The organism is Streptomyces gardneri (assembly GCF_006539185.1).
Lineage (GTDB): Bacteria > Actinomycetota > Actinomycetes > Streptomycetales > Streptomycetaceae > Streptomyces > Streptomyces gardneri.
Genome location: NZ_BJMN01000020.1, coordinates 36023 through 60730, shown reverse-complemented (window position 1 = coordinate 60730; position 24708 = coordinate 36023). Strand labels below are relative to the sequence as shown.

Below are 24708 nucleotides of genomic sequence, written 5' to 3'. Positions count from 1 at the left end.
TATTCAATTCGCGGAACAGGGTGTGCCCTGCGTCACGTTTCCAGTTGAATGGGGCGCAGCATGGGGGGTACCGGGATGAGTGCTTTCACGGGGGCCACGAGCGAGACGGCGTCCGTTCCGGGGGCCGGGGCCGATCTGTTGGCCGCGCTGCTCGACGGGATGGACGCGGCGCTCTGTGCCCTGGACGCCGACGGGACGATCACGCACTGGAACCGCGAGGCCGAGCGGATCCTCGGCTGGTCCGCCGCGGAGGCCGTCGGGCGGCGCGGTTTCGGCGGGTGGGCGGCGCGCGGCGCGGACGCCGAGGAGACCCTCGGGCGGCTGATGGGGGCCATGAAGGGCCCCGGCCGGCAGGTCCACGAGCTGGCGCTGCTGCGCAAGGACGGCGGGCGGGTGCTCGTGCGGAGCCAGGCCGCCGGGGTGCGCGGCGCCGACGGCGGCCCGGCGGGCGTCTACTGCGCCTTCAGCGAGGTCCACGTCCAGCTCGACCTGGAGCGTTCGGTCGCCCTGAGCGAGGCCCTCTTCGAGGACGCCTCCTGGGGTGTCGTCCTCGTCGACGCCGACCTGCGCCCCGCCGTCGTCAACGGCCACGCCGCCCGCGCCTTCGGGACGGGCCGTACGGCCCTGCTCGGGCGCCCGCTCGGCGATGTCGTCGTGCACGGCGCCGAGGAGCTGGAGGGAGCGCTCCAGCACGTCCTGGCGGAGGGCACGCCGCCCGCGCCCGCCGAGGTGTGGGTGACGCTGCGGACATCGGAGGGCGAGCGGCGCCGGTGCTGGCGCAGCGGCTTCCTGCGGCTGTCCTCGCCGATGGCGGAGGAGCCGGTGCCGCTGGGGGTGGCCTGGCTGTTCCAGGACGTGACGGAGGAGCGGCTCGCGGTGCGCGAGGCCGACCGGCTGCGGTTCCGGTGGAGCCAGCTGCACCGGGCGGGCGCGGCGGCCGCGGAGTGCGAGGCCCCGGAGGAGGCGGTGACGGTCCTGCTCGACTTCGCCCTGGCCGGCTTCGCGGACCACGCCCTCGTCGACCGGGTCGTGGGCGAGCGCCGGCTGACCCGCGCCCTGGCCACGCCGCCCGGCGCCCCCGGCCCGTCCTCCCCGGTCGTGGGCGGCGGCATCCCGCTGCGGTACGGGCCGCGGCACCCGGCGCTCCAGGCCTTGGACCGGGCGGGCACGGTGCGGGCGAGCGCGGGCCGGACCGCCGAGGTGTGGGCCGAGGCGCACCAGTGGCCGGGGGACGCGGCGCACGCGCTGTGCGTGGTCGTGCGCACCCGGGGCCGGACGCTGGGCGTGCTGACCTTCCTGCGGGCGTCCTGCCGCCCGGGCTTCGAGCGGGAGGACGTGGTGTACGCGGAGACGGTGGCGTCCCGGGTCGCGGCGGAGCTCGGCGTACCGCCGGAGGAATGACGGGTGCGCTGCCGTTCAGTGCCTGTTGAAGGTCCGGTCGGCTCAGTGCCGGTAGAAGATCCGGTCGGCGTACTCCGACATCACGCGGCCGTTCCACTCGTGCCCGCCGTCCACGTTCCCCGAGCGCAGCAGCGGCGGCTCGATGCCCCGGCGGACGAGCTCCTCGGCCGCGGCGGCCATCGTGGCCTGCATGAGGGCGCTGGTGACGACGGTCGAGGCGGGTGCGAACGGCGCCTCGATGCCGTCGTGGGTGAGCTCCGCGTCGCCGATGGCGATCCGGGAGTCGAGGACGATGTCGCAGTGGTCCTTGAGGTACTGCCCCGAGACGTGCCGCGACTTCGTCTCCGTCGCGTACGCCACCGAGGTGACGCCGATGACGGTGAGGCCGAGCGCGCGGGCGTTCATCGCCATCTCGACGGGCAGGGCGTTGCGCCCGGAGAGGGAGATGATGATCAGGACGTCCCCGGCCTTGGCGGGGGAGGAGTCGAGGACCGCTCCGGCGAGGCCGTCGACGCGCTCCAGGGCCGAGCCGAGCGTGGCGGGCATGACGTCCACGCCGACGACGCCGGGGACGGCGAGCAGGTTCATCAGGGCGAATCCGCCGGCCCGGTAGACGACGTCCTGGGCGGCGAGCGAGGAGTGGCCGGCGCCGAAGGCGAAGAGCCGGTTGCCGTTCGCGACGGCTTCCGCGATGGCCGCTCCGGCGGCGGCGATCTCCTCGGAGTCCCCGTCGCGGACCTGCTGGAGCAGGCCGATCGCGGCGTCGAAGAACTGTCCGGCCAGCTTGCTCTCGCCCATGAAGGCGGCTCCTTCTCGTCGTGGCTTTCTTCGTGGCTCTCGCCGAGGTCGCGGATCACGGTGCGGTCTGGACCATTGCTCTGTCAATACCGCCTCACCCCGGTGAGGCCCGGTTGTCGGTGTGATGCGTCAGAATTGGGGCAGGGCCAGCGCACGACTCATCGAGGGGCACGTATGTCCGGACTGATCGACACAACGGAGATGTATCTCCGCACCATCCTCGAGCTTGAGGAGGAAGGTGTGGTCCCCATGCGTGCCCGGATCGCCGAGCGGCTCGATCAGAGCGGCCCCACGGTGAGCCAGACAGTGGCCCGGATGGAGCGCGACGGCCTGGTGGCCGTGGCGAGTGACCGCCATCTGGAGCTGACGGACGAGGGCCGTCGCCTCGCCACCCGCGTCATGCGCAAGCACCGGCTCGCGGAGTGTCTCCTCGTCGACGTGATCGGCCTGGAGTGGGAGCAGGTCCACGCGGAGGCCTGCCGCTGGGAGCACGTGATGAGCGAGGCCGTGGAGCGGCGGGTCCTGGAGCTGCTGCGTCACCCGACGGAGTCGCCGTACGGGAACCCGATCCCGGGTCTCGAGGAGCTGGGCGAGAAGGCGGAGGCCGAGGCGTTCCTGGACGACTCGATGGTCTCCCTCGCCGACCTGGACGCGAGCGGTGGCAAGACGGTGGTCGTGCGCCGGATCGGCGAGCCGATCCAGACGGACGCCCAGCTGATGTACACGCTGCGGAGGGCAGGCGTGCAGCCCGGTTCCGTGGTGTCGGTGACGGAGTCGCCGGGCGGTGTCCTGGTGGGCAGCAGCGGCGAGGCCGCCGAGCTGGACGCGGAGGTCGCGGCGCACGTCTTCGTCGCGAAGCGCTGACGCCGGCAGAACGGTTGAAGGAGGGGTGCCCGCGCGGGCGCCCCTCCTTTCCGTATGCCCGTCAGATGTACGGCGCCAGGACTCCCCAGAGGCCGAGTGCGAGCAGTCCGAGCGCGGCGAGCGAGCCGAAGAAGTACTGCACGACCACGAAGGGGAGCCATTTCCGCTGGATGTGGCGGGCGGGCCGCTGCGGGTCGTAGACGACCTGGATGTGCGGCGTCGAGTTGCTGGAGCCCTCCTGGAGGTACTCGTTGCCGTTGGTGTCGGTGAACTTGTAGAACTTCGACCGCTTGCCGTTCGGGTAGTAGTCCGCGGTGGCCTGGACGGTGACGCCGCGCCGGGAGAGTATCCACCGGTCCTGGAGGTTGCTCGCGGTGGCGAGGACGCAGAGCAGGCCGAGGAGCGTCCCGAACCCGGCGAAGAAGGCGACGCCGCCCATCGCGCCGCCGTGGGCGACGGAGGTCCACCAGACGTAGCCGGTGTAGGCGGCCAGGAAGGCCACGCTCCAACCGAGCACCGACCACCAGGGGATCGCTCCCGGCTCGTCCGTGACGGTGACCAGTGAGCTGCCGGCCGGGTCCCGCTCCTCGGGGAGGGCGGCGGTCAGGGCGGTCTGGAACATGGTGGTGGCGGTCGGGTTGCCGCCCGTGATCCAGTGCGGGACGCCGTCGGTCAGGACGACCTTGAGGGACGTCTCGGTGTCCCGCCGGACGTCCTGGATGGCGGCGAGGGGGATCTCCTTGCGCGTGTCGGTCGTCGTGATGACGAGCCGGTCGGCTTCGAGGGCGGCCGAGTCGGCGCCCTTGGTGAGGATCTGGGGTGACAGCACGCCTCGTGGACCGGCGAGGGCCCGATCCGGTTGTACGGATCCGGGTCACGAAGGCGCATCGACTCGGCCCCGCCGGCCCTGATCCATCGCCCAACAACCCCCGCGCGCCCCGGTTTACGCCGGAATGGCCACGCCCGCCCCCTCGGCGTGCCACGCTGGTACGAGCTGGGTGTGGAAGGGGTGTGAGGCCATGAGGGCCACGGACGGCAGGGGTCCCCGAACAGCAGAGGGCCCCGGCGCCTTGTGGCGCCGGGGCCTGTCCTCCCCTGTGCTGACCTGGAGCCCCGAGCTCCCAAGGTCAGTCCCGTCGGACCGTTTTTCCCCGAGCGGTCCGCCTCCCGTTCAAGATCTCCCCTCGGCAGCGGGAGTCAATCCTTGAGCCCTGTCACTCGAACGAGGGGTGTTGGGTGGCAGAAGCGCATTTTCGAATGCGAGTTCGATAGTCTGATGCGGTTCGACGGGAAAGAGGGGGTGCCAGGGACATGGCGCGACGACTCGACGTCACCGGGGCCGGCGGCGTACGCCTGGCCGCCTGGGACTACACGAAGCCGACCGGCGAAGGCGAGGGCCCGAAGGCCGCCCCGAGGCCACCCGCACCCCGGCCCGCGCCGGCACCCGTCGCGCGGCACCCGGAAGGCCTCCTCGTCCCCGCCGCCGCCAGGCCGACGCCGGCCACCACCGCCTCCACCCCTTCCACCCAGGGCGTGTTACTCCTCCACGGCCTCATGGGGCACGCCGCCCACTGGGCCCCCGCCGTCCGCCGTCTCACCGGCCGCCACCGTGTCGTCGCCCTCGACCAGCGGGGCCACGGTCACAGTCAGAAGCCGGCCGCCGGCCCCTTCACGCGCGAGGCGTACGTGGCGGACGCGGCAGCCGCCGTCGAGCAGCTGGGCCTCGGTCCCGTCACCCTCGTCGGCCACTCCATGGGCGCCCTCACCGCCTGGCAGCTCGCCGCCGAGCGCCCCGACCTGGTCCGCGCCCTCGTCATCTGCGACATGCGGGCCTCCGCCCTCGGCGCCGCCTCGCAGCGCGCGTGGCAGGACTGGTTCCGGGGCTGGCCCGCCCCCTTCCCCTCCCTCGACGCCGTCCGCCGCTGGTTCGGCGAGGACGACCCGTGGGTCGAGCGCCCGAACCCGGCCCGGGGCGCCTTCTTCGCCGAGGTGATGGCCGAGCACCCGGACGGCTGGCGCCCGGTCTTCGACCCGGCGCAGATGCTGACCTCCCGCGAGACCTGGGTCCACGACGCCCACTGGGAGTCGCTCGCCCAGGTCCGCTGCCCGACGCTCGTCGTCCGCGGCCTCGACGGGGAGTTGGGCCGCGCGGAGGCCCAGGAGATGGTCAGGGTCCTGCCCCACGGGGCGTACGCGGAGATCCCCGACGCGGGCCACCTCCTCCACTACGAGCACCCGCAGGCCTGGAGCGAGGCGGTCGAGCCCTTCCTGAACGGGGTGCTGACGCCCTGACGCCGGTCGCGCCCCAGGCGCACCGCCCCCCGTCCGCCAGGAGAGCCCCGGAGGGACCACCGGAGACAGGCATTCCGTTTAACGCCACCCCTGCGGAGACGCGCCCAACCCGGCGCGATACGGTCCCCCTCCCGGCGCGTCGAGGACTGCTCCGCGCCACCTCACAAGGGGAAGAATTGCGCATGTCACTGCTGAAGCGCCTGGCCACGGCGGCCACGGCACTGGGCCTCACCTCGGCCGCTCTCCTGGGCGCGGGCGCGGCCCCGGCGCAGGCCGCGATCAGCGACTGCCCGTCGGGCTACTTCTGCGCCTGGAAGACCGACAACGGCACCGGCACGATGTACAAGACGCAGGCGAACGCGTCGACGCTCGGGACCTGGGACAACACGTTCCGCTCGGTCGTCAACCGCACGAACAAGTTCGTCTGCCTGTACGACGACCCGAACCACGGCACCGACGGCGACGTCTACTCCGTGTACCCGGACCCCTCGGGCAGCGAGTGGGGCGGCCCCGGCAGCAACTCCGTCAGCTCGCTCAAGTTCGTCGTCGCCGAGCGCGAGTGCGCCATGGACCCGTACCCGGTCTGGCACGCGGCCGAGGCCCCCAAGGCGGCCGGCTTCGGTGACCTCGACGCCAACCGGACGGCGGACGTCCTCGTCCGCGACAAGGTGGGCCGGCTCTGGTTCCTGCCCGGCAACGGCAGCGGCAAGCTCGTCGGCTCCGGCGGCTGGAACGCCTTCAACGCCCTCGTACGCCACGGCGACTTCAGCCGTGACGGCAAGGAGGACGTCATCGCCCGCGAGGCGTCCACCGGCAAGCTGTGGCTGTACCCGGGCGCGGGTACGGGCTCCCTCGGCGCCCGCAAGCTCATCGGCACCGGCGGCTGGAACGTCATGAGCCGCCTCGTCGGCGTCGGCGACCTGAACGGCGACACCCGCTCCGACCTGGTCGCCGTCGAGAAGTCCTCGGGCAAGCTCTGGCTCTACCCGGGCACCACCACCGGCACCCTCGGCGCCCGCGTGCTCCTCGGCAACGGCGGCTGGAACGGCATGAACGCCTTCGCCGGCACCGGCGACCTGAACGGCGACAGCCGCCCCGACCTGGTCGCCCGCGAGGCTTCCACGGGCAAGCTGTGGACGTACCCGGGCAAGGCCGGCGGCACGTTCGGCACCCGCGTGCTCCTGGGCAGCGGCTGGAACGTCATGGACCAGCTCCTTGCCGTCGGCGACTACGACGGCGACGGCCACCACGACCTGGCGGCCATCACCAACAGCAGCTACTCGTCCAACGTGTTCCGCGGCGACGGCGCCCTGATCCTCTACTCGGGCACGGGCACCGGAAAGTTCCAGGCGGGCTTCCCGGAGACCGACAGCTGGTGGCAGCTGAACGGCGCCTTCTGACCGGGCGAGTGAAGTAATGCGAGACCGCGTGCGAGGGGCGTGCCCCCTCGCACGCGCCCAGGGGAGGGAAGAGTTTTGCGTTCGGTAGTGAAGCGCGGTCTGGCGTCGGTGCTGGGCCTGGCGACGCTGGGGGTTCTCGGCGTGACGACGGCGGCCCCCGCACAGGCGGCCGTCAGCGACTGCCCGTCGGGGTACTTCTGCGCCTGGAAGACGGACAACACCACGGGCACGATGTTCAAGACGAGCGAGTCGAAGGCGACGCTCGGCGAGTGGAACAACGCGTTCCGATCGGTGGTGAACCGCACCTCGCAGATCGCGTGCCTGTACGACAAGGAGGACTACGTCCCCGCCGTCGAGGCCGGCACCGACCACGTGGTGGGTCCGGACACCACCGGCGGCTACCTCGGCTTCGGGACCGCGAACACCGGCTCGCTGAAGTTCGTCGGCACGGCCCGCGAGTGCGACGGCAACGCCTACCCCGCGTGGCAGGCGGAGACGGCCCCCGAGGCCGCCGGCTTCGGCGACCTCGACGGCGACCGCAAGGCCGACGTCCTCGTACGCGACGAGGCGGGCCGCCTGTGGTTCCTGCCGGGCGACCGCACCGGCCGGATGGTCGGCACCGGCTGGAACGACGCCGATGCCCTCACCCGGCACGGCGACGTCAGCGGAGACGGCCGCGAGGACGTCATCGCCCGCGAGAAGGCCACGGGCAAGCTGTGGCTGCACCCCGGCACCGGCACGGGCGACTTCGGCGCCCGCGTGCTGATCGGCACCGGCGGCTGGAACGGCATGGACCGGATCACCGCGTTCGGTGACCTGACCGCCGACGGCCGCTCGGACCTCCTCGCCGTCGAGAAGACCACCGGCAAGCTGTGGCTGTACCCCAGCACCCCCACGGGCACCCTGGGGACCCGCGTGCTGCTCGGCACCGGCGGCTGGAACGCCATGAACGCCCTGGTCGGCGCGGGCGACATGAACGGCGACGGCCACCCCGACCTCATCGCCCGCGAAGCGTCGCCCGCGAAGCTCTGGCTGTACCCGAGCACCGCGACGGGCACGCTCGGCGCGCGCGTCCTGATCGGCTCCGGCGGCTGGAACCGCCTGGGCTCGTTCCTCGCCGTCGGCGACTTCAGCGGCGACGGCCGCGCCGACCTCGCGGCGATCAGCGGCGGCAGCTACGTCATCGACGGAGTCCCGGGCAAGCAGGGCTGGCTGGTCACCTACCAGGGCCTCGGCACGGGCGCCCTGGCGGCGGGCCGGAACGTCGACCCCGACTGGGACGACCTGAACGGCGCGTTCTGACGTACTGACGTACTGACGTGAAGGCCTCCGCCCTTGGGGTGGAGGCCTTCGCTGTGCGGTCGTGGTGCTGTTCTTCTTCGTCGGCGATCCCGACATCGGGAACACGTGCGTGATGTCCCGCGAGGCGGCGTCCGGGCCTGAGGCCTCCTGAACCGGGGGCGGGGCGTCCGTCAGACCGGCTGGGTGGCGAAGACGAAGAGGCCCTCGGAGGTGTGGATGGCGGCGTACCCGTTCGTCGTGAACTGCGGCATCTCCGCGATCTCGGAGGCCAGCAGCTTCTTGTCGTCGGCGTCGAGCGCGGCTCCGACGCCGTCCAGGTACGCGTAGAGGACGCCGTTGCCCGGGAGGTCGCCCGGCCCGATGGTCACCTCGTCCTCCGCCTGGCGCCACAGCTCCTTGCCGGTCTCCGTGTTCCAGGCGACCGCGCCCTTGCCGTACTGCACCACGGCGGTCTTGCCGTCGGGGGAGATGGCGAGGCCGTCGTCGTCGACGGTGCCGTTGGTGTCGATGGCCGGCCCCTCGGCGAGCCGGCGGCCGCTCTTGACGTCGATCAGCGTCATGACCGCTTCGGAATCGCCGTACGAGGACCATTCGAGGAGGGCCTTGTCGCCCCGGAAAGGCATCAGCCGCGCACTGGTCGCCTTGTCCGAGGTGACCAGCTTGGCGATGGCGGCCGGCGGCGTGAGGTCCTTGCTGTTCCACGCCTTGTTGCCCGTGCGGACGTCCTTGGCGGTCAGCCAGTCGGCGGAGGGCTGGTAGGAGATGTCCGGCTGCGAGTAGTAGCCGAGACCGGAGCCGACCGTCCCCTTGAGGTCGAAGGCCGAGACCTCGCTGGTCACGGTCTCCCCGTCACCGATCGGGATGAACGTGGCGCCGCCGCCGATGGAGCTGGCATCCACGAGGTAGCCGTTCCGGACGGGCGTGGACATGTGGGTGTCCTCGTCGAAGGAGGAGCTCCCCAGCTTCTCGCCGGACGGCGCGTACATGGTCAGCACGGTCTGGGTCGAGGCCTTCTTCAGGCCGCTCGCCGGGGTGTCGACGCGGCTGCGGATCAGCAGGGCCGGCGAACCGTCCCGCCACTCGCTCACCTGCGCGAGGGTCACCGCCGAGGAGGACGTGGACCCGCTGCTCTCCGCGTGGAGGGGGAAGTCGAACTTCTTGCGCAGCTTGCCGGTCTCGGCGTCGAGGAGCCGGGCGGTGAAGGTGGTCGTGCCCGCCTGCCCGTTGCTGTTGCCGGTGAGGATGACGGCGTCCCCGACCGTGCAGATGTCGTTCTGCGACGAGTCCTTCACGGACGCGTTGCCCGCGCAGTTCCCCGCCTCGTCCCTCGTCAGGCTCCAGGCCGGCTTCGCGGCCAGGCCGGGCACCGGCTTGCCCTGGAAGACCGGGGTCTTCGGCGCCGCGGACGCGGACTCCGTGACCTTCTCCGTCTCCCCGCCACTGGGCTTGGCATCGGGCTCCGCGCCTCCGGAGCATCCGGTCACGAGAGCCGCGGACAGCACCAGACCAAGCGCCACCGTCGTTCGTATGCGATTCAAGTTCCTTGCCCGTCTTTCCTCTTGAGTGATCAACGGACCAGCTTACTTCGATCATGACCCGTCCCTGTCAGGCCTGCCGGGGGCCTCGGGTTCGGGGTCTGTCGCCGTCAGTCGCCGAGGCGGGTGAGGGCGCTCGGGCCGAGGTGCTCGGCGAGAACCCGCAGCGCGGCCTTGACCTCGTCCAGTCGCTCCGGGTCCTCCAGTACGCGCGTGAGGACGCCGTCGATGTCGGCGGAGCGGACCTCGGCGACGCGGGGGGAGGCCGTCCGGGCGGGGCTGATGAGGGTGCGGCGGCGGTCGGCCGGGTCGGTGTGGGTCTCGACCGCGCCGGCCTCGCGCAGGCGGGCCACGCAGGCCGAGACCTTGCTCTGCGGGAGCTGCCCGTCGACGGCGCGACCCTCTACTTCGAGCAGCGCGGCACCGGCCCGCTCCTCCTCATCTCGCAGAGCGGCGAAGGCGACGCGGGCCGCACCACCGACCTGGTCGACGCCCTGGCCGACGACTTCACCGTCCTGACGTACGACCGGCGCGGCCTGTCCCGCAGCACCCTCGACGCTCCCGGCGGGCCCGTCACCATGGCCGATCACGTCGACGACGCGCACCGCCTCCTCGCGCACGTCGCCGACGGCCCCGCGCTCATGCTCGGATGCAGCTTCGGTGCGGTCATCGGCCTGCACCTGGCCGCCGAGCACGGAGAGCAGCTCGACACCCTCATCGCCCACGAGCCGGTCGCGCCCTGGCTGCTCGACGCGCCCTCCGCGTCCGACGCGCACCGCAGCGAACTCGCGCACCTCCAGGACCTGTTCGCGACGGGCGGCCTGCCGGTCGCCCTCCCGGCCATCGCGGCGTCCCTCGGCATCGACCCGGCGCAGCCCGGCGCGGAACCCGGTCTCACCCCGCAGCCGATGGACGACCGGCGCCTGGCCAACTTCGCCCAATTCATCACCGCCGAGTTCACCGCCCTGCGCACCGACCCCGGCTGCCGCGACCTCCTCCGCGCCACCCCGACCCGCATCGTGCCGGCCACCGGGCGGACCACGCCGGCGACGGTCTTCGACCACCAGGCCGCCCACAGCCTGGGGGCGCTGATCGGCCAGGAGGTCATCCCCTTCCCCGGCGGCCACAACGGCAACACCACTCACCCCCGCGCCTGGGCGGCCCACCTCCGGACCACCCTCCACCCGTGAGCGGGTGAGCCTCAGGAAGACGACATGGCCGCGCGCTCGGCCGCGCTGCGCAGCACGCAGAACTCGTTGCCTTCCGGGTCGGCGAGGACGGCCCAGCCGGCACCATCGGCTTCCCGGCGATCGGCGACGAGGGTGGCGCCGAGGCCCAGCAGCCGCTCGACCTCCTCTTCCCGCGAGGTCTCGGGACGCAGGCACAGGTGAAGCCGGTTCTTGACCGTCTTCGGCTCGGGCACCTGGTTGAAGTACAGCATCGGGCCCTCCGGCAGGGTCACCTCGGCCTCCGCGTCACCCGGCTTGCTCTCCGGATGCAGCGGACACCCGAGGACCTCGCTCCAGAACCGCGCCAGCTCATAGGCATCCACACAGTCGACCGCCACGTTCTGCATCACCGAAACCATGTGCGAGATCCTGCCCGCAGCCCCCACGGCCGACAACTCGCGCCCGGACCGCGCCGACCCTGATCCGCCGGACGGGCGCTGGTCTCCCGTCGGCGTCCGGGGCGCGGAGACGTGATGCGCTGACTGATCGGTGGTCACCGGTCATTGAGGGCTGCTCCTACCAAGGTCTCGACCCGGTCGCGCTGGGCCTTGGGAGCGGCCTCGGCGTCGGGGCGCAGGGTGTAGGCGACGCGGCGCTGGTGGGGGCCGGTGGTCGCGAACACGCCGCTCGTCCAGCCGCCGCTGGAGCCGGTCTTGCCCCAGACCCGGGTGCCGTTCAGGTCGATGCCCATCAGTCCGCCGGCGCTGAAGCAGGCCGTGCCCTTGGGGCAGCTGGTGTTCTCGGGGGCGCCCGGTACCGCGGGTATCTCGAAGAGGTGCCGCTGCTGGGCCGGAGGGAGCAGCCGCCCGTCCAGCAGGGCGCGGAGGAATCTGTCGAGGTCGGCCGCGGTGGACACCAGCCCGCCCTCCGCCCAGGACCAGGCGATGGCCGGCTCCTCGGAGAGCGCGGTGTCGCGCAGCGCGAGCGGGCGCAGGACGCGCCGGTCGAGCTCGTCGGCGAAGGGGCGGCCGGTGAGCCGCTCCACGAGCAGCCCGGCGACGAAGCTGTTGAGCCCGTTGTACTGCTGGACGGTGCCGGGCGCCGGAAGGCGGCCGGGGCGGCCCGCCGCGTCCGCCTCGAAGGACGCGGCCACCACCCCGCGCGGATCGAGCGGCACCTTCGCGGGGCGGGGGAGGTCGCTGGTGTGGTCGAGGAGCTCGCGCACCGTCACGCCGGACCAGGCGGCCGGGATCAGCTCGGGCAGGTGGGGGCGTACGGGATCGTCGATGCCGATCCGGCGCTCGGCGACGAGCTGGAGGAGCACGGCGTCGGTGAACACCTTGGTCACGCTCCCCACCGGGAACCGCGCGTCGGCCGCCACAGGACCGGCCGTCCCGGTGTACGAGGCGCGCACGCCCCGGCCGGCCACTCGCACCAGGGCCGCGTCCGTCACGTCGTCGGGCAGGGTCGCGAGCAGCGCCCGTACCGCGTCGGGGGAGCGGGGGGAGGCGGGCGCGGCCGTCGCCGCGGGCGCGGCGCCGAGTCCGGCGGTGACCGCGGCCAGCGCGAGGCCGCTGACGACGAGACGGCGGACGGAGGTGGGGAGGGCGGTCATCGACGGCTCCTGGGGACGGTGCGGGCGGCTCGGTTCTCGGCGGTGCTGCGACGGGTTCTTCTGGATCAACCATCGCGCCCGCAGCGCCCGTTGCTCATCGGTGATCACCCGGACCCGACCCTGACCGCACCCCGACTCCCCCTCAGGGCCGTACACGCGCGACGGCCCCCGCCCTTCAGGGGCGGAGGCCGTCGTGTGCGGCTGTCCGGGAGCGCCTGCCCCGGGAAGTGCGTCTAGAACAGCAGGTTGTACCGCTGCCAGCCGGAGCCGATCCGCGCGCGCGTGGCGTACGGCTTCGTCGCGACGCCCGTGCCCGCGTAGTACCAGAGCGTGCCCGAGGAGTCCCGGGCCACCAGGTCCGCCTTGCCGTCGGAGTTCAGGTCGCCCGGCGCCACCATGGAGTTGTAGCTCTGCCAGCCGTAGCCGATCTGCTTGCGGTCGCCGAAGGGCTTCGCCGCCGCGCCCGTACCGGCGTACAGCCACTGCTTGCCGGCCGTGTCACGGGCCACCAGGTCGGCCTTGCCGTCGCCGGTCACGTCGGTGCCGCCGACCAGGGAGTTGTACGCGCCCCAGCCCGCGCCGATCCGCACGCGCGTGCCGAACGGCGCCGTGGCGGTGCCGGTGCCCGGGTACAGCCACAGCACACCCGCGGTGTCCCGCGCGAGCAGGTCCGCCTTCTTGTCGCCGGTCAGGTCCGAGGCCCCGGCCAGCAGGTTGAAGGCGTTCCAGCCGCCGCCGACCTTCAGCCGGCTCTCCGTGTAGATGCCGCCGTCACCGGACATCCGGTAGAACCACAGCACCCCGCCCTTGTCGCGGGCGACCGCACCGGGCCCGGTGCTCTGCACGGTGACCGGGCCGAGCCGGGTCAGGGCCGAGTACGTATTCCAGTTGAACTGCCCGCCCACCGGGTTGGTCCAGCTGAACGGAGCGGAGGCCTTGCCCGTGCCGGTGTAGTCCCACAGCCAGCCTTCGGCGTCGCGGCCCACGATCCGGTAGCGCTGGATCACCGGGACCGGGCTGCTGACGCCGAAGTCCGACACCTTCTCGGGGTTGCCCGTGCCGAAGGTGAAGACCTCGTACGTCGCCAGGGTCCGCACCCGCCAGGCGGGCGCGGTCGCCGCGGCCTTGAGCCCGTAGGTGATCGTGTAGTCGCCGGGCTTCGTGACGTCGCACCGGAAGCTGCCGACCTCACCGAGCGAGTGGTCGCACGCGGCACCGGCGGCGCCGCCCGCGCTGATGCCGTCGGCGGTGACCTTCAGCTCGCCCTCGTCCCAGTTCCGGAAACCGGGCGCCGCGGACAGGTTCAGCGTCAAGTGGCCCTTGTCGACCGCGTGCAGCTTGAGCGTGTGCTTCACCGTGCCGCCCGCGGGCAGCGTCGGCGTCGACAGCGTCATGGTGTTCTGCGCGACGTGCGCCCGCGTCCGCACCGTGATCGTGGCGTGCGAGCGGCGCGTGCCGATGGGCTTCGAGGCGGCGGTCTGCGCCTCCTTGATGCCCGCGTCGATGCTCGACCCGCGCGGCACGTAGACGAGGCCGAAGTAGGCCGTCGTGCCGTTCGCCGCGGTGCTTGTCGCCGAGACCTCGGGTCCCGGGTTGCCCCACCCCGGCAGGTCGCACAGGTATACACCGACCTTCCCGGCCTTCGGTGCGCAGCCGTCCGCCCGCTCCACCTTCAGTCCGGCCGGCAGTCCGCCGCCGGCCCAGGTGGCGTCGGTGAGCGGCTTCTTGCTCAGGGCGTAGACGTACGTGCCGTCCGGCTGCCCGGAGGTCTGCCCGCCCCAGCCGTCGGGCGACAGCTCGACCCGGCCCTCGCCGGGCATGAGGACGCCACCCACGACCGGGTCGAAGTAGAACGTCGGGTCTCCCGCCGCCACGGCGGTCCCCGTCCCCACGACCCCACCGGTCACGAGCAGCGCGGCCGCGATACCGGCTCCCAGAATCCTTCGCAAATTTCCCCCCACATTCGAACAATCGGCGGACGGTAACACGCCCGCCGTCGGCCGTCGCGGCCGCCTACGCGAAGGGCGCCCCGGACCGTGAGGCCCGGGGCGCCCTTCGCGTGCCCATATCCGAATCCGACCTGGTCAGGCCTTCGAGGCCGGAGCGTCGGGGCCGCAGGACAGGCGGGCGGCCGCGAGGGACGGGTCCCCCTTCTTCGCCGCCGGCTTGATCGGGGTGAAGCACTCCACGATGCCTCCGCCGTCGATGGTCCAGCTGGTCGCCCGGCCCGTCACCGGGCCGCCGGTTCCGCAGGTGTACTGGAAGTCGGCGGTGACCTGTCGTACCAAGGCGTACTCCACGTAGGTTCCCGGGCCGAGCATCCGGGTGCTGCCGTCGTTGATGTCCGGAGCGGGCCTGCGGACGTTGGTGAACTCGTGGGTGGAACCGTCGGCGGCGTCCACTTGTTCGATTTCTCCGACGTGGATGCCCAGCGAGCGAAGGACGTCCTTCGCGTCGCCGACCCGCGATCCCTTCTCGAAGGTGACGGCGACACGCGGTGCGTGGAGCGGCCTCAGCTTGTTCGTGAGTTCACCGCCCCCCTTGGCGGTGATCTTCTGCTTCTCGGCGATACCCGTCAGGACGTCCCGCTCGTCGACGTTGAACCACGCGTACGTGCCGTTCTTGCAGGCGGCGGCCGTGGGTGTGGCCTTTGCCTTGGCGGGCGGCCCGTCGCCGTCCGACGTGCAGGCCGCGGCGCCCGCGAGCACCACGGCGACGGCGCACGCGGAGAGGAAGGTTCCTCTGATGCCTCTGATCTCGCTGATCCTCATGCTCTTGTCCCCCCGAGACGAACCATTGGTCAGATGGTGCGGTCAGTCGACCTTGCCCGGCAAAGTGTCTGCCGGGCAAGGGACTTGAGTCACTTCTGAGCTCGGTGACGGTGGGTCGGCCGGGTCAGCCCTTGCTGACCGCCGCCAGGATCTCCGGCAGCCGCCTCGCCGTGCGGGGGGCCGCCAGCTTCAGGCCCGCCTGGACGAGCAGCGCGCCGTAGAGCACGCCGGCCGGGAGGACGATCCACAGCAGGGAGTGCTGGTCCGAGACGTGGAGGTAGACCGCCGCGCCGATCAGCGGGGCGCACAGCAGCACGGACCCGAGCATGCCGCCGAGGATCGACATCCAGGCCAGACCGCCCTGTCCCGGCACCACGTTCTTGTAGCCGCTGTCCTGCGGGATCGAGTACGGGAAGACCGCCGAGGCCACCGCGCCCGAACCCAGCAGCGCGCCCAGCAGGCCGAACGACAGACCGAGGGCCTCGGGGAGGTCCGACCAGTCGCCGAGGACGGCGGCCGTCGCCACCGTCACCAGCGCGGTGAACGGCAGCGTCACGGACAGCAGGGCCAGCGCCCGCGCCCGGAGTTCGGCGTACGCGTCGGCCGTCGTCGAGATGGTCTGCGCGACCATCCAGAACGCCGAGGTGTCCTGGCCGTACTGGTTGTACATCTGGACGCCGAGCATGCCCGAGGCGAAGCACGCCCAGTAGATCGAGCCCGTGCCCTGGAAGGCGTTGAAGACCGGCACGATCACGCCCATGGCCAGCGAAGTCACCCACGCGGCCTTCGTCTTCGGGTCGCGCCAGATGTACCGCAGGGTCCGTTCCATGGTCGCGCCCGTGCGCCCGCCCGGCAGGATCCGGCCGAGCAGCCCCGTACCGCCGGACTTCTCGCGGACACCCTTGTCGGACGACGCGCCGATCGTGGAGCCGTCCGGCTCGACCATCAGCTTCACCAGGCTCCGCTGCCACCAGTGCACGAGCGCCACGAGCGTCGCCGCCGTGAGCAGCAGCCGGGCCGCCGCCACGGCGTAGTCGCCGGTGCTCGCCGCGTCCACCGCGCCGATCGCGGCGGCGGGCGGCAGCCAGCCGACGACGGCGGCCGCCGGTTCGAGCGGGCCCAGACCGCCGGCCTGGCCGAGGCGCTGGGCGCCGAAGTTGACCAGCTGCATGCCGACCGCGATCACCAGACCGCTGAGCAGCGCCAGGTCCCGGCCCTTGCGGGAGGTCAGGAGCCGGATGTTGGCGGCGACCACCGCCCGGGACAGCGCCACGCACACGACCGTCACGAGCGGGACGGCGAGGACGGCGACGACCGTGCCGGCCGTGCCCCGCGCGACCGACAGGGCCGCGCCGAACGCCAGGCACAGCGTGAGGAACGGCCCGACGCCCACCAGGGACGCCACGAGCAGGGCGCGGACCAGCGGCCGGGGCTGCAGCGGCAGCATCACGAGCCGCGACGGGTCGAGCGTCTCGTCCCCGGTCGGCACGAACAGCGGCATGACCGCCCACGAGAGCGCCACGACGCCCGTGAGGAGGACGGCGACCGTGTCGGCGTCCGCGCTGCCCCGCAGCAGGAAGGAGGACAGCACCATGGCCGCGGCGAAGAGGACACCGCAGACGATCGAGACGATGTACGCGGCGGTCCGCCCGCCCGACTGCCGCAGCCCGTTCTTCAGGAGCGCCAGCTTGAGCTGGACGAAGACCGAGGTGAGGGACGGTGCGGGGGCGGAGGAGGTGACGGCGGACGTGGCGCTCGCGGTGGCGTTCGTGCTCATCGCTGCGCCCCGCCGCCCAGCCAGTCCAGGGACTCCCCGGCCGTCTCGCGCCCGCTCGCCCCGACCAGCTCCAGGAACGCCGCCTGGAGCGAGGGCCGGTCGCCGCGGACCTCCGCGAGCGTGCCCTGCGCGCGGATCCGGCCCGCCGCCATCACGGCGACCCAGTCGCAGAGCGACTCGACCAGCTCCATGACGTGGCTGGAGAAGACGACGGTCGCGCCGGACTGGGTGTACCGCTCCAGGACCCCGCGGATGGTCTGCGCCGACACCGGGTCGACACCCTCGAACGGCTCGTCGAGGAACAGCACTTCGGGGTTGTGGAGCAGGGCGGCCGCGAGGCCGATCTTCTTCCGCATGCCGGTCGAGTAGTCGACGACCAGCTTGTTCTGCGAGCCGGTCAGGTCGAGGACGTCGAGGAGCTGCGCGGCCCGCTTGTCGACCTCGGCGCCCGGCAGCCCCCGCAGTCGGCCGCTGTAGGCGAGGAGTTCACGGCCGGAGAGCCGCTCGAAGAGCCGCAGGCCCTCCGGCAGGATGCCGATCCTGGCCTTGACCTCGGCGACCGACTCGGGGTCCGCCCAGACGTCGTGCCCGGCGACCAGGATCCGCCCCTGGTCGGGCCGGAGCAGGCCGGTGATCATGGAGAGGGTGGTGGTCTTGCCTGCTCCGTTGGGCCCGACGAGCCCGATGAACTTCCCCGCGGGCAGGACGAGATCGATCCCGTTCACCGCGATCTGCTGGCCGAAACGCTTCCACAGCCCCTCGACACGCACAGCGGGCACCGCACCGGAACCCGGTGCGATGCCCGCTGTGGCGCCCGCCTTGTCGAACACTCCGTCAAATGCCTGGTCAGGCATGGTCCGTCAACCCCTCGGTCGTCCCCGTGAATACGGGCACCACCATACGGGTGAGGCCTGACCCGGCCCAGGGATCACTGCGCCCGGCCGCGCGCCTCCGCCGCTTCCCGGCCACACGCGTACGCGAGGGCGCTGATCAGCTCCTCCGCGTCGGGGAGCCAGCGGTTCGCCGGGGTGGGGCGCCGCGCCCACTGCACCGCGCCGACGCCGCCGATCCGGGTGGGCGGGGCCGCCACGTAGTGGCCCTCGCCGCGCGTCACGAGGTCGATCGAGGCGGGGACCCAGCCCAGCTTGCGGACGAGGTCGGGCACCTTGGCGGCGGCGCCCGGCAGGACGAAGAAGAACATCCGGCGGTCCGGCGTGCAGGTGACGGGGCCGAGCGTCAGGTCCATGCGCTCCATGCGGGCGAGCGCCAGGACCCCGGCCGATTCCGACACCTCGATCGCGTCGAACGTCCGGCCCGTCGGCAGCAGGATCGACGCCTTCGGCGTCTTCGACCACATGCGCCGTGCCCCGACGCCGCTCCCGGTGGCCTGGGTCGACCAGTCGGGCTTGACCGCGTGCGCGCCGGGGACGGCGCACTCCGCGCCGCAGGAGCAGCGCTCCCTGCCCTCGACGGCCTCAAGCCAGGTCCCGGGGAACACGTCCCAGTGCCGCTCTTCCGCGTACCGCACGGCGCTGTCCAGCAGTTGCTCGCCGCGCTGCTGGGGGATCTGTGCGGCTTCCGTGACTCCGATGGTCTCTTCCACGGTGAACACAACTGCGCACGTCACCTGGGGTTACGGGCGCGGGGGAGAGCGGTGTGACGCATCGATCCTGCATACGGGGCGCACAGGTGCACCGACGGGGGCGCGCGGGGGCCGGGAGAGCGGGGGCGGGGTACGCACCAGTGGGGGCGCCGGCGGCAGCGTCGCGGCCGGCGTGTCCGGTGTCGACCGTGCGACACGTGTGGCACCGGACTGTCCGGTTTCGCGTGTTCACATCGGCATTGACCGGATATCCACCGGGCATTGATCACTTCTCGTGATCACTGCACCTGTGATCACCGTTCGGCCTCAGGGGGTAACACTCATGGCAGCCAGGCCACTCGTCGCACGTCAACCGAACGAACGGCTCCAGGCGCTCATCCAGGAGGCGGCCTGCTCGCACGCCGGCCTCGCCCGCAGGGTCAACATGGTCGGCGCGGAGCGCGGCCTCGACCTGCGGTACGACAAGACGTCGGTGGCGCGGTGGCTGCGCGGGCAGCAGCCGCGCGGCCGGGCGCCGGGCATCATCGCGGAGGCGCTGGGCCGCAAGCTGGGCCGGACGGTCACGATCGACGAGGTCGGGATGGCGAACGGCCGGAACCTCGCCGCAGGCGTGGGGCTCCAGTTCGCGCCGACCGTCCTCGGGGCGATCGAGCAGGTCTGCGAGCTGTGGCGCAGCGACGTGGGCAGGCGGGACTTCCTCACGGGCTCCACGGTCGCGGCCTCCGCGCTCGTCGAGCCGAGCAGGGACTGGCTGATCACCGGTCCTGACACGCACGTGGCGCGGCTCGCGGGCGCGCGCGTCGGGGTCGCGGACGTGGCGGCGGTACGGGAGATGACGAGCGCGCTGGTCGACCTCGACCGGCGGTTCGGCAGCGGCCACGTACGGCCGGTGGTGGTGCACTACCTCAACAGCGTGGTGTCGGGGATGCTTTCGGGCTCGTACCGGGAGGCCGTGGGGCGCCAGCTGTTCGCGGCGGCCGCGCGGCTGACCGAACTCGCTGGATACATGGCGGTGGACACGGGCGAGCCGGGGCTCGCGCAGCGCTACTACATCCAGGCGCTGCGGCTCGCGCAGGCGGCGGGGGACCGGGGGTACGGCGGCTACGTCCTGGCCGCGTCGATGAGCCACCTCGCCGCGCAGCTCGGGAACCCCCGGGAGATCGCCCAGTTGGCGCGGGCGGCGCAGGAGGGGGCGCGGGGCAAGGTGCCGCCGAGGGCGGAGGCGATGTTCCTCGCGGCCGAGGCGCGCGGGCACGCGCTGATGGGGGACGCCAGCTCCTTCGAGACGGCGGCGGGCCGAGCCGTACGGGCGCTGGAGCGGGCCGATCCGGAGGCCGGCGACGACCCGGTGTGGATCGCGCACTTCGACCAGGCCTATCTCGCGGACGAACTGGCGCACTGCTACCGGGACCTGGGGCAGGCGGAGGCGGCGGCGCGGGCGGCGCGGGAGTCGATCGCGGGGCACCCGGAGACGCGGGCGCGGCGGCGGGCGATCGGGCTCGCCCTGCTGGCCTCGGCGCAGGTGCAGCAGCGGGAGGTGGAGCAGGCCTGCCGGACGGGGACGCGGGCGCTCGAACTCCTGGGCACGCTGCGGTCGTCGCGGGGCGCCGAGTACCTGGACGACCTGAGGGAGAGTTTGGAGCCGTACGCGGGGGAGGCGGTGGTGCGGGAGTTCAGTGCGCGGATGGACCTGTCGGCGGCGTAGGGGGTCTTGGGGCGCCTTCGCGCAAGGAGGTTGTGTAACCGGGCTCACACGTGTGTGCGGAGCCCCACGGGTACCCGGTAGCGTGAGCCGACGATTCCGTAGGTCCATCAGTAGGAGTCCCGGTGACGCAGAACGGACAGGGTCCGGAGCCGCAGTACCCGGCGGCGCCCCCCGCGCACGACGGTGCCCGTGGGGGAGCCCAGCCGTGGGACGGCGCCTGGGGTCCCGCCGCCGGTCAGCCGGGCGGGCAGCCGCTGCCGCCCGCGCAGCCGCTGCCCCCCGAGGCGATGCCGGGCGCCGCCGACATGCAGTCCACGCAGTACCTGCCGCCGGTCCCGCAGCAGCAGCTCCCGCCGCAGGCGCCGCCGATACCGCCGCAGCCCGGGTACGGCTACCCGCCGCCGGCCGCCCAGGCCGCCGCGGACATGCAGGCCACCCAGCACATCGCGCCGGTCCCCGGCGCGATGCCGCCGGTGCAGGCCCAGCAGCCCGGCTACGGCTACCCGCCGCCGGCCGCCCAGGCCGCCGCCGACATGCAGGCGACGCAGCACATGGCAGCCCTGCCGCCGCACCCGGGCGCGGGCTCCGACACCCAGTTCCTGGGGACGGGCCCGCTCCCCGGGCAGCCCGCGGGCGCCGCCGACGCGACCCAGTACATCGCGCCCGTACCGCCGCAGGCCCAGGCCCAGCAGCCCGGTGAGCGGCAGCCGCCGGCCGAGTTCGACAACCTTTTCCGTACGGAGGCGCCGCGCGCCCCGCAGCAGCCGCAGGCCTATCAGCCGCAGCAGCAGCCCGCCCCGCCGGCGTACCAGCAGCACCAGCAGCACCAGCAGCACCAGGGCCCGCCGCAGCACGGCTACCAGGCGCAGCAGCCCCCGCAGCCGCCCCTGGGGGCACCTCCCGGGCCGCAAGGCCCAGGGGGACAGTACGCGTACCAGGACGCCTACTACGACGACGAGCCCGAGCCGCCGCGCCGGAAGTCGCCGGTCGCGCTGATCTCCGCCGTCGTCGCCGGCTGCGCGGTCGTCGGCCTCGGCGCCGGGATGCTGCTGAGCGGCGAGGACGAGAAGGACCCCAAGACGCCTGGGCAGAACGTCGCGGCGAGCTCCGCCGCGCCGCCCTCCGCCACCACCGCCGCGCCGCCCGCGGAGAAGCCGGTCGACCCGGCGGAGCCGCAGGCCAAGGAGCTGGACAAGCTCCTCGCGACCAGCAACAGCAGCCGTGACACGGTGATCAGCTCGGTCGCGCTGATCAACCAGTGCAAGGACCTGGACAAGGCGGCGAGGGACCTGCGGGGCGCCGCCGACCAGCGCCGGGGCCTGGTGACCAAGCTCCGGACGCTGTCGGTCGACAAGATCCCGAACAACCCGGCTCTGACGGGGGCGCTGACCAGGGCCTGGCAGGCCTCGGCCGCCGCCGACGACCACTACGCGGCCTGGGCCGTCCAGATGAAGGCCAAGAAGGCCTGCAAGGACGGCAAGGCCAAGCGGACCAACCGGCTGGCCGAGGCGGAGAAGAAGAGCGGCGAGGCCACCGCGGCCAAGAAGCAGGCGGCCGGGCTGTGGAACCCGACCGCCGTGAAGTACGGACTGGACAAGCGGACGCCCACGCAGCTGTAGGGCGGCCCGTGAGGGCGGCTACGGGGCGCTGAGGACGGTCTCGCCGACGTCGACGAAGCCGGGCTTCTCCGCCACGAGCCGCCCCTGGCGGACCACCTGGAACGTCACCTTGTGGTTGACGACCCGGGTGAGGCCGGGGGCGCCGAGGAGGTCCTCGTACTTCCAGCGCAGGCTGGGGGTCAGGCCGCCGGTGTCGATGCGCGCGCCCCGGTCGAGGGCGTGGGTGATCCCCTCGGCGGTGATCCGGTCCTTGTCGAGGGCCTCGACGACGGACTTGAGGACCGTGTAGGCGATCCACGTGGTCTGGACGCCCGCGTCGGCGGGGTCGACGCGGTTGTCGGCGAAGGCGTGCTCCTGGATGACCTTGCGCATCGGCGCCCAGCTCTTGTCGGACGCCTCCGGGTACCAGCCGGTGACGTACGCGCCCTCGAAGGGGCTGTGGGCGCCGCCGGTGCGGTCGATGACGGGCTGGGCGACGCTGCCGAGCACCGAGGAGATCCGGACGGGGTCGCTCTTCTTGCCGGAGCCGCCGTTCTTCCCTTCCGACGGGAGGCGGCGGAAGGAGTCGAAGAAGGTCTGGGTGCGCTCGCCGAGCACGGCGGTGACGCAGCCGTTCTCGTTGCCGGCCTTGTCCCGGGCCCGGCCGGCCTGCTCGGTATACTCGCCGGCGTCCTCGACGGCCGGGATGTCGATGGCGCTGCGGTGACTGGCCTTGCGGAGGCCGGAGTTGAGGAGGTCGGGGAGCCGGTCGCCGGCGACGGTGTCGGGCCGGACGAGGGAGACCTTGCGGCAGGACTCGGCGAGCTGGATGCCGTGGCCCGCGATGAGGGAGGCCTGGCCGCCGTTGACGGGGTAGGAGAGCGAGCTGGTGAACTCGTCCTCCGAGATGCCGTAGCCGCCGATGTACGGGATGCCGGCGGCCTCCAGCGGGGCGAGGAACGCGCTGCCGTTCTGGCTGTACGAGCCGACGACCGCGACCGCGTCCTCGCGGACGGCCCGGCGGGCGCAGGCGGCGGCGCCGGCGCCGGTGTTCTGTTCGTTGCAGGTGAGGACGCGGAGTTCGTGGCCGTCGATGCCGCCCTGGGAGTTGATCCAGCGGGCGTAGGCCTGCGCCATTGCAGGCATTCCGGGCATGTTGGTCGCTTGGGTCTGGTCGGGAGCCCAGGTCATCACGGTGACGGGCTCCCTGGAGCCCCCCGTGGCCCCAGGGAGCACGCCACACCCGGTGAGCAGCGACGCTCCGGTCGCCGCGGTGGTGACGTACGCGAGGAGTGAGGTCAGTCGCCTACCGGTCATGGGCATGCACATTTCCGCCTCACGGGTAACGCGGGAGTGAGCACGGTTCAACGATGGGTGACGTAAAGGTGAATTACGGGGGCCGGCCGGCGATGAGGAGGGGGCGAGTCCGCTTACGGGGCAAGGGAACGTACGATCGAAACGTGTCCAGTCCAGTCTCCGGTTCGGTTAACTCTTCCCGTCGCGGCCGTCGCTCCTCCACCATGGGCGGCATGCCGCTCAACGACATGCCGTGGTGGCGCTGGCGCATCAACGTGCGTTCCGCGCTGCACATGCTTTCCGACCCCGGGTTCCACGAGACGACCTGGCTGGCCGGCCAGGAGGGATACGGCGACGTCACCGACGCCGTCTACCGACTCGTCGAGGACACCTGGCTCGACAACTGGTCCGCCGAGAAGTACGTGGGCGCCGTCTTCCGCGACAGCGGCGAGGCCGCCCTCGTCGACGTCGCCGTGCTCCGCGTGCTGCGGATCATGCACCAGGTGGGCCCGGACGCGCCCGTCTCCGCCTACCTGGAGCACCAGGGCTGGCCCGACGCCGTACGGGCCGCCCGCGAGGCACACGTACGGATGGCGCAGGCCGACGGGGAGGACCCCGACGCGCCCCCGCGCTCCCTCGACGTGCTCCGTATCATGACCCGGTCCTGAGCCGTTCCGCCTGGCGGACGGTGGCTCTTGCGGGCCTCCCGTGTATGGCAGGCTGACGGGATGACCGACCAGTACGTCCTCACCCTTTCGTGCCCGGACAAAAAGGGCATCGTGCACGCCGTGTCGAGCTACCTGTTCATCACCGGGTGCAACATCGAGGACAGTCAGCAGTTCGGAGACCACGACACGGGTCTCTTCTTCATGCGGGTCCACTTCTCGGCCGAGGCGCCGGTGAACGTGGAGAAGCTGCGCGCGAGCTTCACGGCGGTCGGGGACTCCTACGCGATGGACTGGCAGATCAACCGCGCCGACGACCGCATGCGGATCGTGCTCATGGTCTCCAAGTTCGGGCACTGCCTGAACGACCTGCTGTTCCGCTCGCGGCTCGGCGCGCTGCCGGTGGAGATCGTCGCCGTCGTCTCCAACCACACGGACTTCGCGGAGCTCGTCGGCTCGTACGGCATCCCCTTCCGGCACATTCCGGTCACCAAGGACACCAAGGCCGAGGCCGAGGCGGAGCTCCTCGACCTGGTCCGCGAGGAGAACGTCGAGCTGGTCGTCCTCGCCCGCTACATGCAGGTGCTCTCCGACGACCTGTGCAAGCAGCTCTCCGGTCGCATCATCAACATCCACCACTCCTTCCTGCCGAGCTTCAAGGGCGCCAAGCCCTACCACCAGGCGCACGCGCGCGGTGTGAAGCTCATCGGCGCGACCGCGCACTACGTGACGGCCGACCTCGACGAGGGCCCGATCATCGAGCAGGAGGTCGAGCGGGTGGGCCACGAGGTGACCCCGGACCAGCTGGTCGCCGTGGGCCGCGACGTGGAGTGCCAGGCGCTCGCCCGCGCGGTCAAGTGGCACGCGGAACGCCGCATCCTCCTCAACGGCCGCCGCACGGTCGTCTTCGCCTGAGC

General features: G+C 72.4%; 22 protein-coding genes. 10 read left to right on the top strand and 12 right to left on the bottom strand.

The window, feature by feature from the left end; all coding sequences use genetic code 11:
- Positions 1 to 75: 75 nt before the first annotated feature.
- On the top strand, positions 76 to 1401 hold the full coding sequence (locus tag SGA01_RS16005; protein ID WP_141297175.1) for a PAS domain-containing protein: 1326 nt from the start codon (positions 76 to 78) through the stop codon (positions 1399 to 1401).
- Between the two features lie 42 nt (positions 1402 to 1443).
- Here SGA01_RS16005 and SGA01_RS16000 read toward each other — a convergent pair whose 3' ends face one another.
- Positions 1444 to 2199 (bottom strand): SIS domain-containing protein, encoded by a 756-nt coding sequence (locus SGA01_RS16000; RefSeq protein ID WP_055642002.1) that lies wholly within the window; start codon positions 2197 to 2199, stop codon positions 1444 to 1446.
- 174 nt (positions 2200 to 2373) lie between these two features.
- On the opposite strand from SGA01_RS16000, the gene SGA01_RS15995 reads away from it, so the two are divergent.
- Positions 2374 to 3063 (top strand): iron-dependent transcriptional repressor DtxR, encoded by a 690-nt coding sequence (locus SGA01_RS15995; RefSeq protein WP_055642001.1) that lies wholly within the window; start codon positions 2374 to 2376, stop codon positions 3061 to 3063.
- Positions 3064 to 3124: 61 nt separating this feature from the next.
- On the opposite strand, the gene SGA01_RS15990 is transcribed toward SGA01_RS15995, so the two are convergent.
- The gene (locus tag SGA01_RS15990; protein ID WP_141297174.1) at positions 3125 to 3892 is read right to left on the bottom strand and encodes a hypothetical protein; all 768 of its coding nucleotides are present in this window, start codon (positions 3890 to 3892) and stop codon (positions 3125 to 3127) included.
- Positions 3893 to 4374: 482 nt separating this feature from the next.
- On the opposite strand from SGA01_RS15990, the gene SGA01_RS15985 reads away from it, so the two are divergent.
- The 3 genes from SGA01_RS15985 (at position 4375) to SGA01_RS15975 (ending at position 8057) form a co-directional block, all read left to right on the top strand.
- Positions 4375 to 5355, top strand: a complete 981-nt coding sequence (locus SGA01_RS15985) for an alpha/beta fold hydrolase (RefSeq protein WP_141297173.1) — start codon at positions 4375 to 4377, stop codon at positions 5353 to 5355.
- Between the two features lie 176 nt (positions 5356 to 5531).
- Positions 5532 to 6755, top strand: a complete 1224-nt coding sequence (locus tag SGA01_RS15980) for an FG-GAP-like repeat-containing protein (protein WP_141297172.1) — start codon at positions 5532 to 5534, stop codon at positions 6753 to 6755.
- A 75-nt stretch (positions 6756 to 6830) separates the two neighbouring features.
- Positions 6831 to 8057, top strand: a complete 1227-nt coding sequence (locus tag SGA01_RS15975; protein ID WP_141297171.1) for an FG-GAP-like repeat-containing protein — start codon at positions 6831 to 6833, stop codon at positions 8055 to 8057.
- A 170-nt stretch (positions 8058 to 8227) separates the two neighbouring features.
- On the opposite strand, the gene SGA01_RS15970 is transcribed toward SGA01_RS15975, so the two are convergent.
- On the bottom strand, positions 8228 to 9595 hold the full coding sequence (locus SGA01_RS15970) for an outer membrane protein assembly factor BamB family protein (protein ID WP_141297170.1): 1368 nt from the start codon (positions 9593 to 9595) through the stop codon (positions 8228 to 8230).
- A gap of 107 nt (positions 9596 to 9702) precedes the next feature.
- Entirely contained in the window at positions 9703 to 9945 is a 243-nt protein-coding gene (locus SGA01_RS42080) for a hypothetical protein (RefSeq protein ID WP_229918061.1), read from the bottom strand.
- Here SGA01_RS42080 and SGA01_RS15965 point away from each other — a divergent pair.
- The gene (locus tag SGA01_RS15965; RefSeq protein WP_308699059.1) at positions 9907 to 10782 is read left to right on the top strand and encodes an alpha/beta fold hydrolase; all 876 of its coding nucleotides are present in this window, start codon (positions 9907 to 9909) and stop codon (positions 10780 to 10782) included. The genes SGA01_RS42080 and SGA01_RS15965 overlap by 39 nt on opposite strands.
- An 11-nt stretch (positions 10783 to 10793) precedes the next feature.
- Here the strand turns inward: SGA01_RS15965 and SGA01_RS41075 are convergent, their stop codons facing one another.
- The 7 genes from SGA01_RS41075 to SGA01_RS15930 form a co-directional block, all read right to left on the bottom strand.
- Complete coding sequence (locus SGA01_RS41075) at positions 10794 to 11180, bottom strand: VOC family protein (RefSeq protein ID WP_055641997.1); 387 nt, start codon at positions 11178 to 11180, stop codon at positions 10794 to 10796.
- A gap of 134 nt (positions 11181 to 11314) precedes the next feature.
- Positions 11315 to 12376 carry a serine hydrolase domain-containing protein gene (locus SGA01_RS15955; protein WP_141297168.1) on the bottom strand — a complete coding sequence of 354 codons (1062 nt, stop codon included), beginning with the start codon at positions 12374 to 12376 and terminating at the stop codon, positions 11315 to 11317.
- Between the two features lie 233 nt (positions 12377 to 12609).
- Entirely contained in the window at positions 12610 to 14325 is a 1716-nt protein-coding gene (locus SGA01_RS15950; RefSeq protein WP_141297167.1) for an FG-GAP repeat domain-containing protein, read from the bottom strand.
- A 135-nt stretch (positions 14326 to 14460) separates the two neighbouring features.
- A complete protein-coding gene (locus SGA01_RS15945) occupies positions 14461 to 15147 on the bottom strand; it encodes a hypothetical protein (RefSeq protein WP_141297166.1) in 687 nt (228 codons plus the stop codon).
- A 124-nt stretch (positions 15148 to 15271) separates the two neighbouring features.
- Positions 15272 to 16924, bottom strand: a complete 1653-nt coding sequence (locus SGA01_RS15940; protein ID WP_141297165.1) for a transporter — start codon at positions 16922 to 16924, stop codon at positions 15272 to 15274.
- A complete protein-coding gene (locus SGA01_RS15935) occupies positions 16921 to 17778 on the bottom strand; it encodes an ABC transporter ATP-binding protein (protein WP_141297164.1) in 858 nt (285 codons plus the stop codon). The genes SGA01_RS15940 and SGA01_RS15935 overlap by 4 nt, the downstream gene beginning before the upstream one ends.
- 74 nt (positions 17779 to 17852) lie before the next feature.
- Positions 17853 to 18536 (bottom strand): bifunctional DNA primase/polymerase, encoded by a 684-nt coding sequence (locus SGA01_RS15930; RefSeq protein WP_141297163.1) that lies wholly within the window; start codon positions 18534 to 18536, stop codon positions 17853 to 17855.
- A gap of 313 nt (positions 18537 to 18849) precedes the next feature.
- Between SGA01_RS15930 and SGA01_RS15925 the strand changes: the two genes are divergently transcribed.
- Both SGA01_RS15925 and SGA01_RS15920 read left to right on the top strand, forming a co-directional pair.
- Positions 18850 to 20232: an NsdA family TPR-like regulatory protein gene (locus SGA01_RS15925; protein ID WP_141297162.1), complete on the top strand. Its 1383-nt coding sequence runs from the start codon at positions 18850 to 18852 to the stop codon at positions 20230 to 20232.
- Between the two features lie 122 nt (positions 20233 to 20354).
- The gene (locus SGA01_RS15920) at positions 20355 to 21851 is read left to right on the top strand and encodes a hypothetical protein (RefSeq protein ID WP_141297161.1); all 1497 of its coding nucleotides are present in this window, start codon (positions 20355 to 20357) and stop codon (positions 21849 to 21851) included.
- Positions 21852 to 21869: 18 nt separating this feature from the next.
- On the opposite strand, the gene SGA01_RS15915 is transcribed toward SGA01_RS15920, so the two are convergent.
- Positions 21870 to 23147 (bottom strand): ABC transporter substrate-binding protein, encoded by a 1278-nt coding sequence (locus SGA01_RS15915; protein WP_141297160.1) that lies wholly within the window; start codon positions 23145 to 23147, stop codon positions 21870 to 21872.
- Positions 23148 to 23350: 203 nt separating this feature from the next.
- Between SGA01_RS15915 and SGA01_RS15910 the strand changes: the two genes are divergently transcribed.
- Together SGA01_RS15910 and purU are read left to right on the top strand one after the other, a co-directional pair.
- Positions 23351 to 23794: an SCO4402 family protein gene (locus tag SGA01_RS15910; RefSeq protein WP_055641987.1), complete on the top strand. Its 444-nt coding sequence runs from the start codon at positions 23351 to 23353 to the stop codon at positions 23792 to 23794.
- 60 nt (positions 23795 to 23854) lie between these two features.
- The gene (purU, locus tag SGA01_RS15905; protein ID WP_141297159.1) at positions 23855 to 24706 is read left to right on the top strand and encodes a formyltetrahydrofolate deformylase; all 852 of its coding nucleotides are present in this window, start codon (positions 23855 to 23857) and stop codon (positions 24704 to 24706) included.
- Positions 24707 to 24708 lie beyond the last annotated feature (2 nt).

What these genes read in the sequence shown, in the direction of transcription:
- SGA01_RS16005 (WP_141297175.1), top strand. Translation starts at nt 76, where the DNA reads ATGAGTGCTTTCACGGGGGCCACGAGCGAGACGGCGTCCGTTCCGGGG.
- SGA01_RS16000 (WP_055642002.1), bottom strand. Translation starts at nt 2,199, where the DNA reads ATGGGCGAGAGCAAGCTGGCCGGACAGTTCTTCGACGCCGCGATCGGC.
- SGA01_RS15995 (WP_055642001.1), top strand. Translation starts at nt 2,374, where the DNA reads ATGTCCGGACTGATCGACACAACGGAGATGTATCTCCGCACCATCCTC.
- SGA01_RS15985 (WP_141297173.1), top strand. Translation starts at nt 4,375, where the DNA reads ATGGCGCGACGACTCGACGTCACCGGGGCCGGCGGCGTACGCCTGGCC.
- SGA01_RS41075 (WP_055641997.1), bottom strand. Translation starts at nt 11,180, where the DNA reads ATGGTTTCGGTGATGCAGAACGTGGCGGTCGACTGTGTGGATGCCTAT.
- SGA01_RS15955 (WP_141297168.1), bottom strand. Translation starts at nt 12,376, where the DNA reads ATGACCGCCCTCCCCACCTCCGTCCGCCGTCTCGTCGTCAGCGGCCTC.
- SGA01_RS15945 (WP_141297166.1), bottom strand. Translation starts at nt 15,147, where the DNA reads ATGAGGATCAGCGAGATCAGAGGCATCAGAGGAACCTTCCTCTCCGCG.
- SGA01_RS15940 (WP_141297165.1), bottom strand. Translation starts at nt 16,924, where the DNA reads ATGAGCACGAACGCCACCGCGAGCGCCACGTCCGCCGTCACCTCCTCC.
- SGA01_RS15935 (WP_141297164.1), bottom strand. Translation starts at nt 17,778, where the DNA reads ATGCCTGACCAGGCATTTGACGGAGTGTTCGACAAGGCGGGCGCCACA.
- SGA01_RS15925 (WP_141297162.1), top strand. Translation starts at nt 18,850, where the DNA reads ATGGCAGCCAGGCCACTCGTCGCACGTCAACCGAACGAACGGCTCCAG.
- SGA01_RS15915 (WP_141297160.1), bottom strand. Translation starts at nt 23,147, where the DNA reads ATGACCGGTAGGCGACTGACCTCACTCCTCGCGTACGTCACCACCGCG.
- SGA01_RS15910 (WP_055641987.1), top strand. Translation starts at nt 23,351, where the DNA reads ATGGGCGGCATGCCGCTCAACGACATGCCGTGGTGGCGCTGGCGCATC.
- purU (WP_141297159.1), top strand. Translation starts at nt 23,855, where the DNA reads ATGACCGACCAGTACGTCCTCACCCTTTCGTGCCCGGACAAAAAGGGC.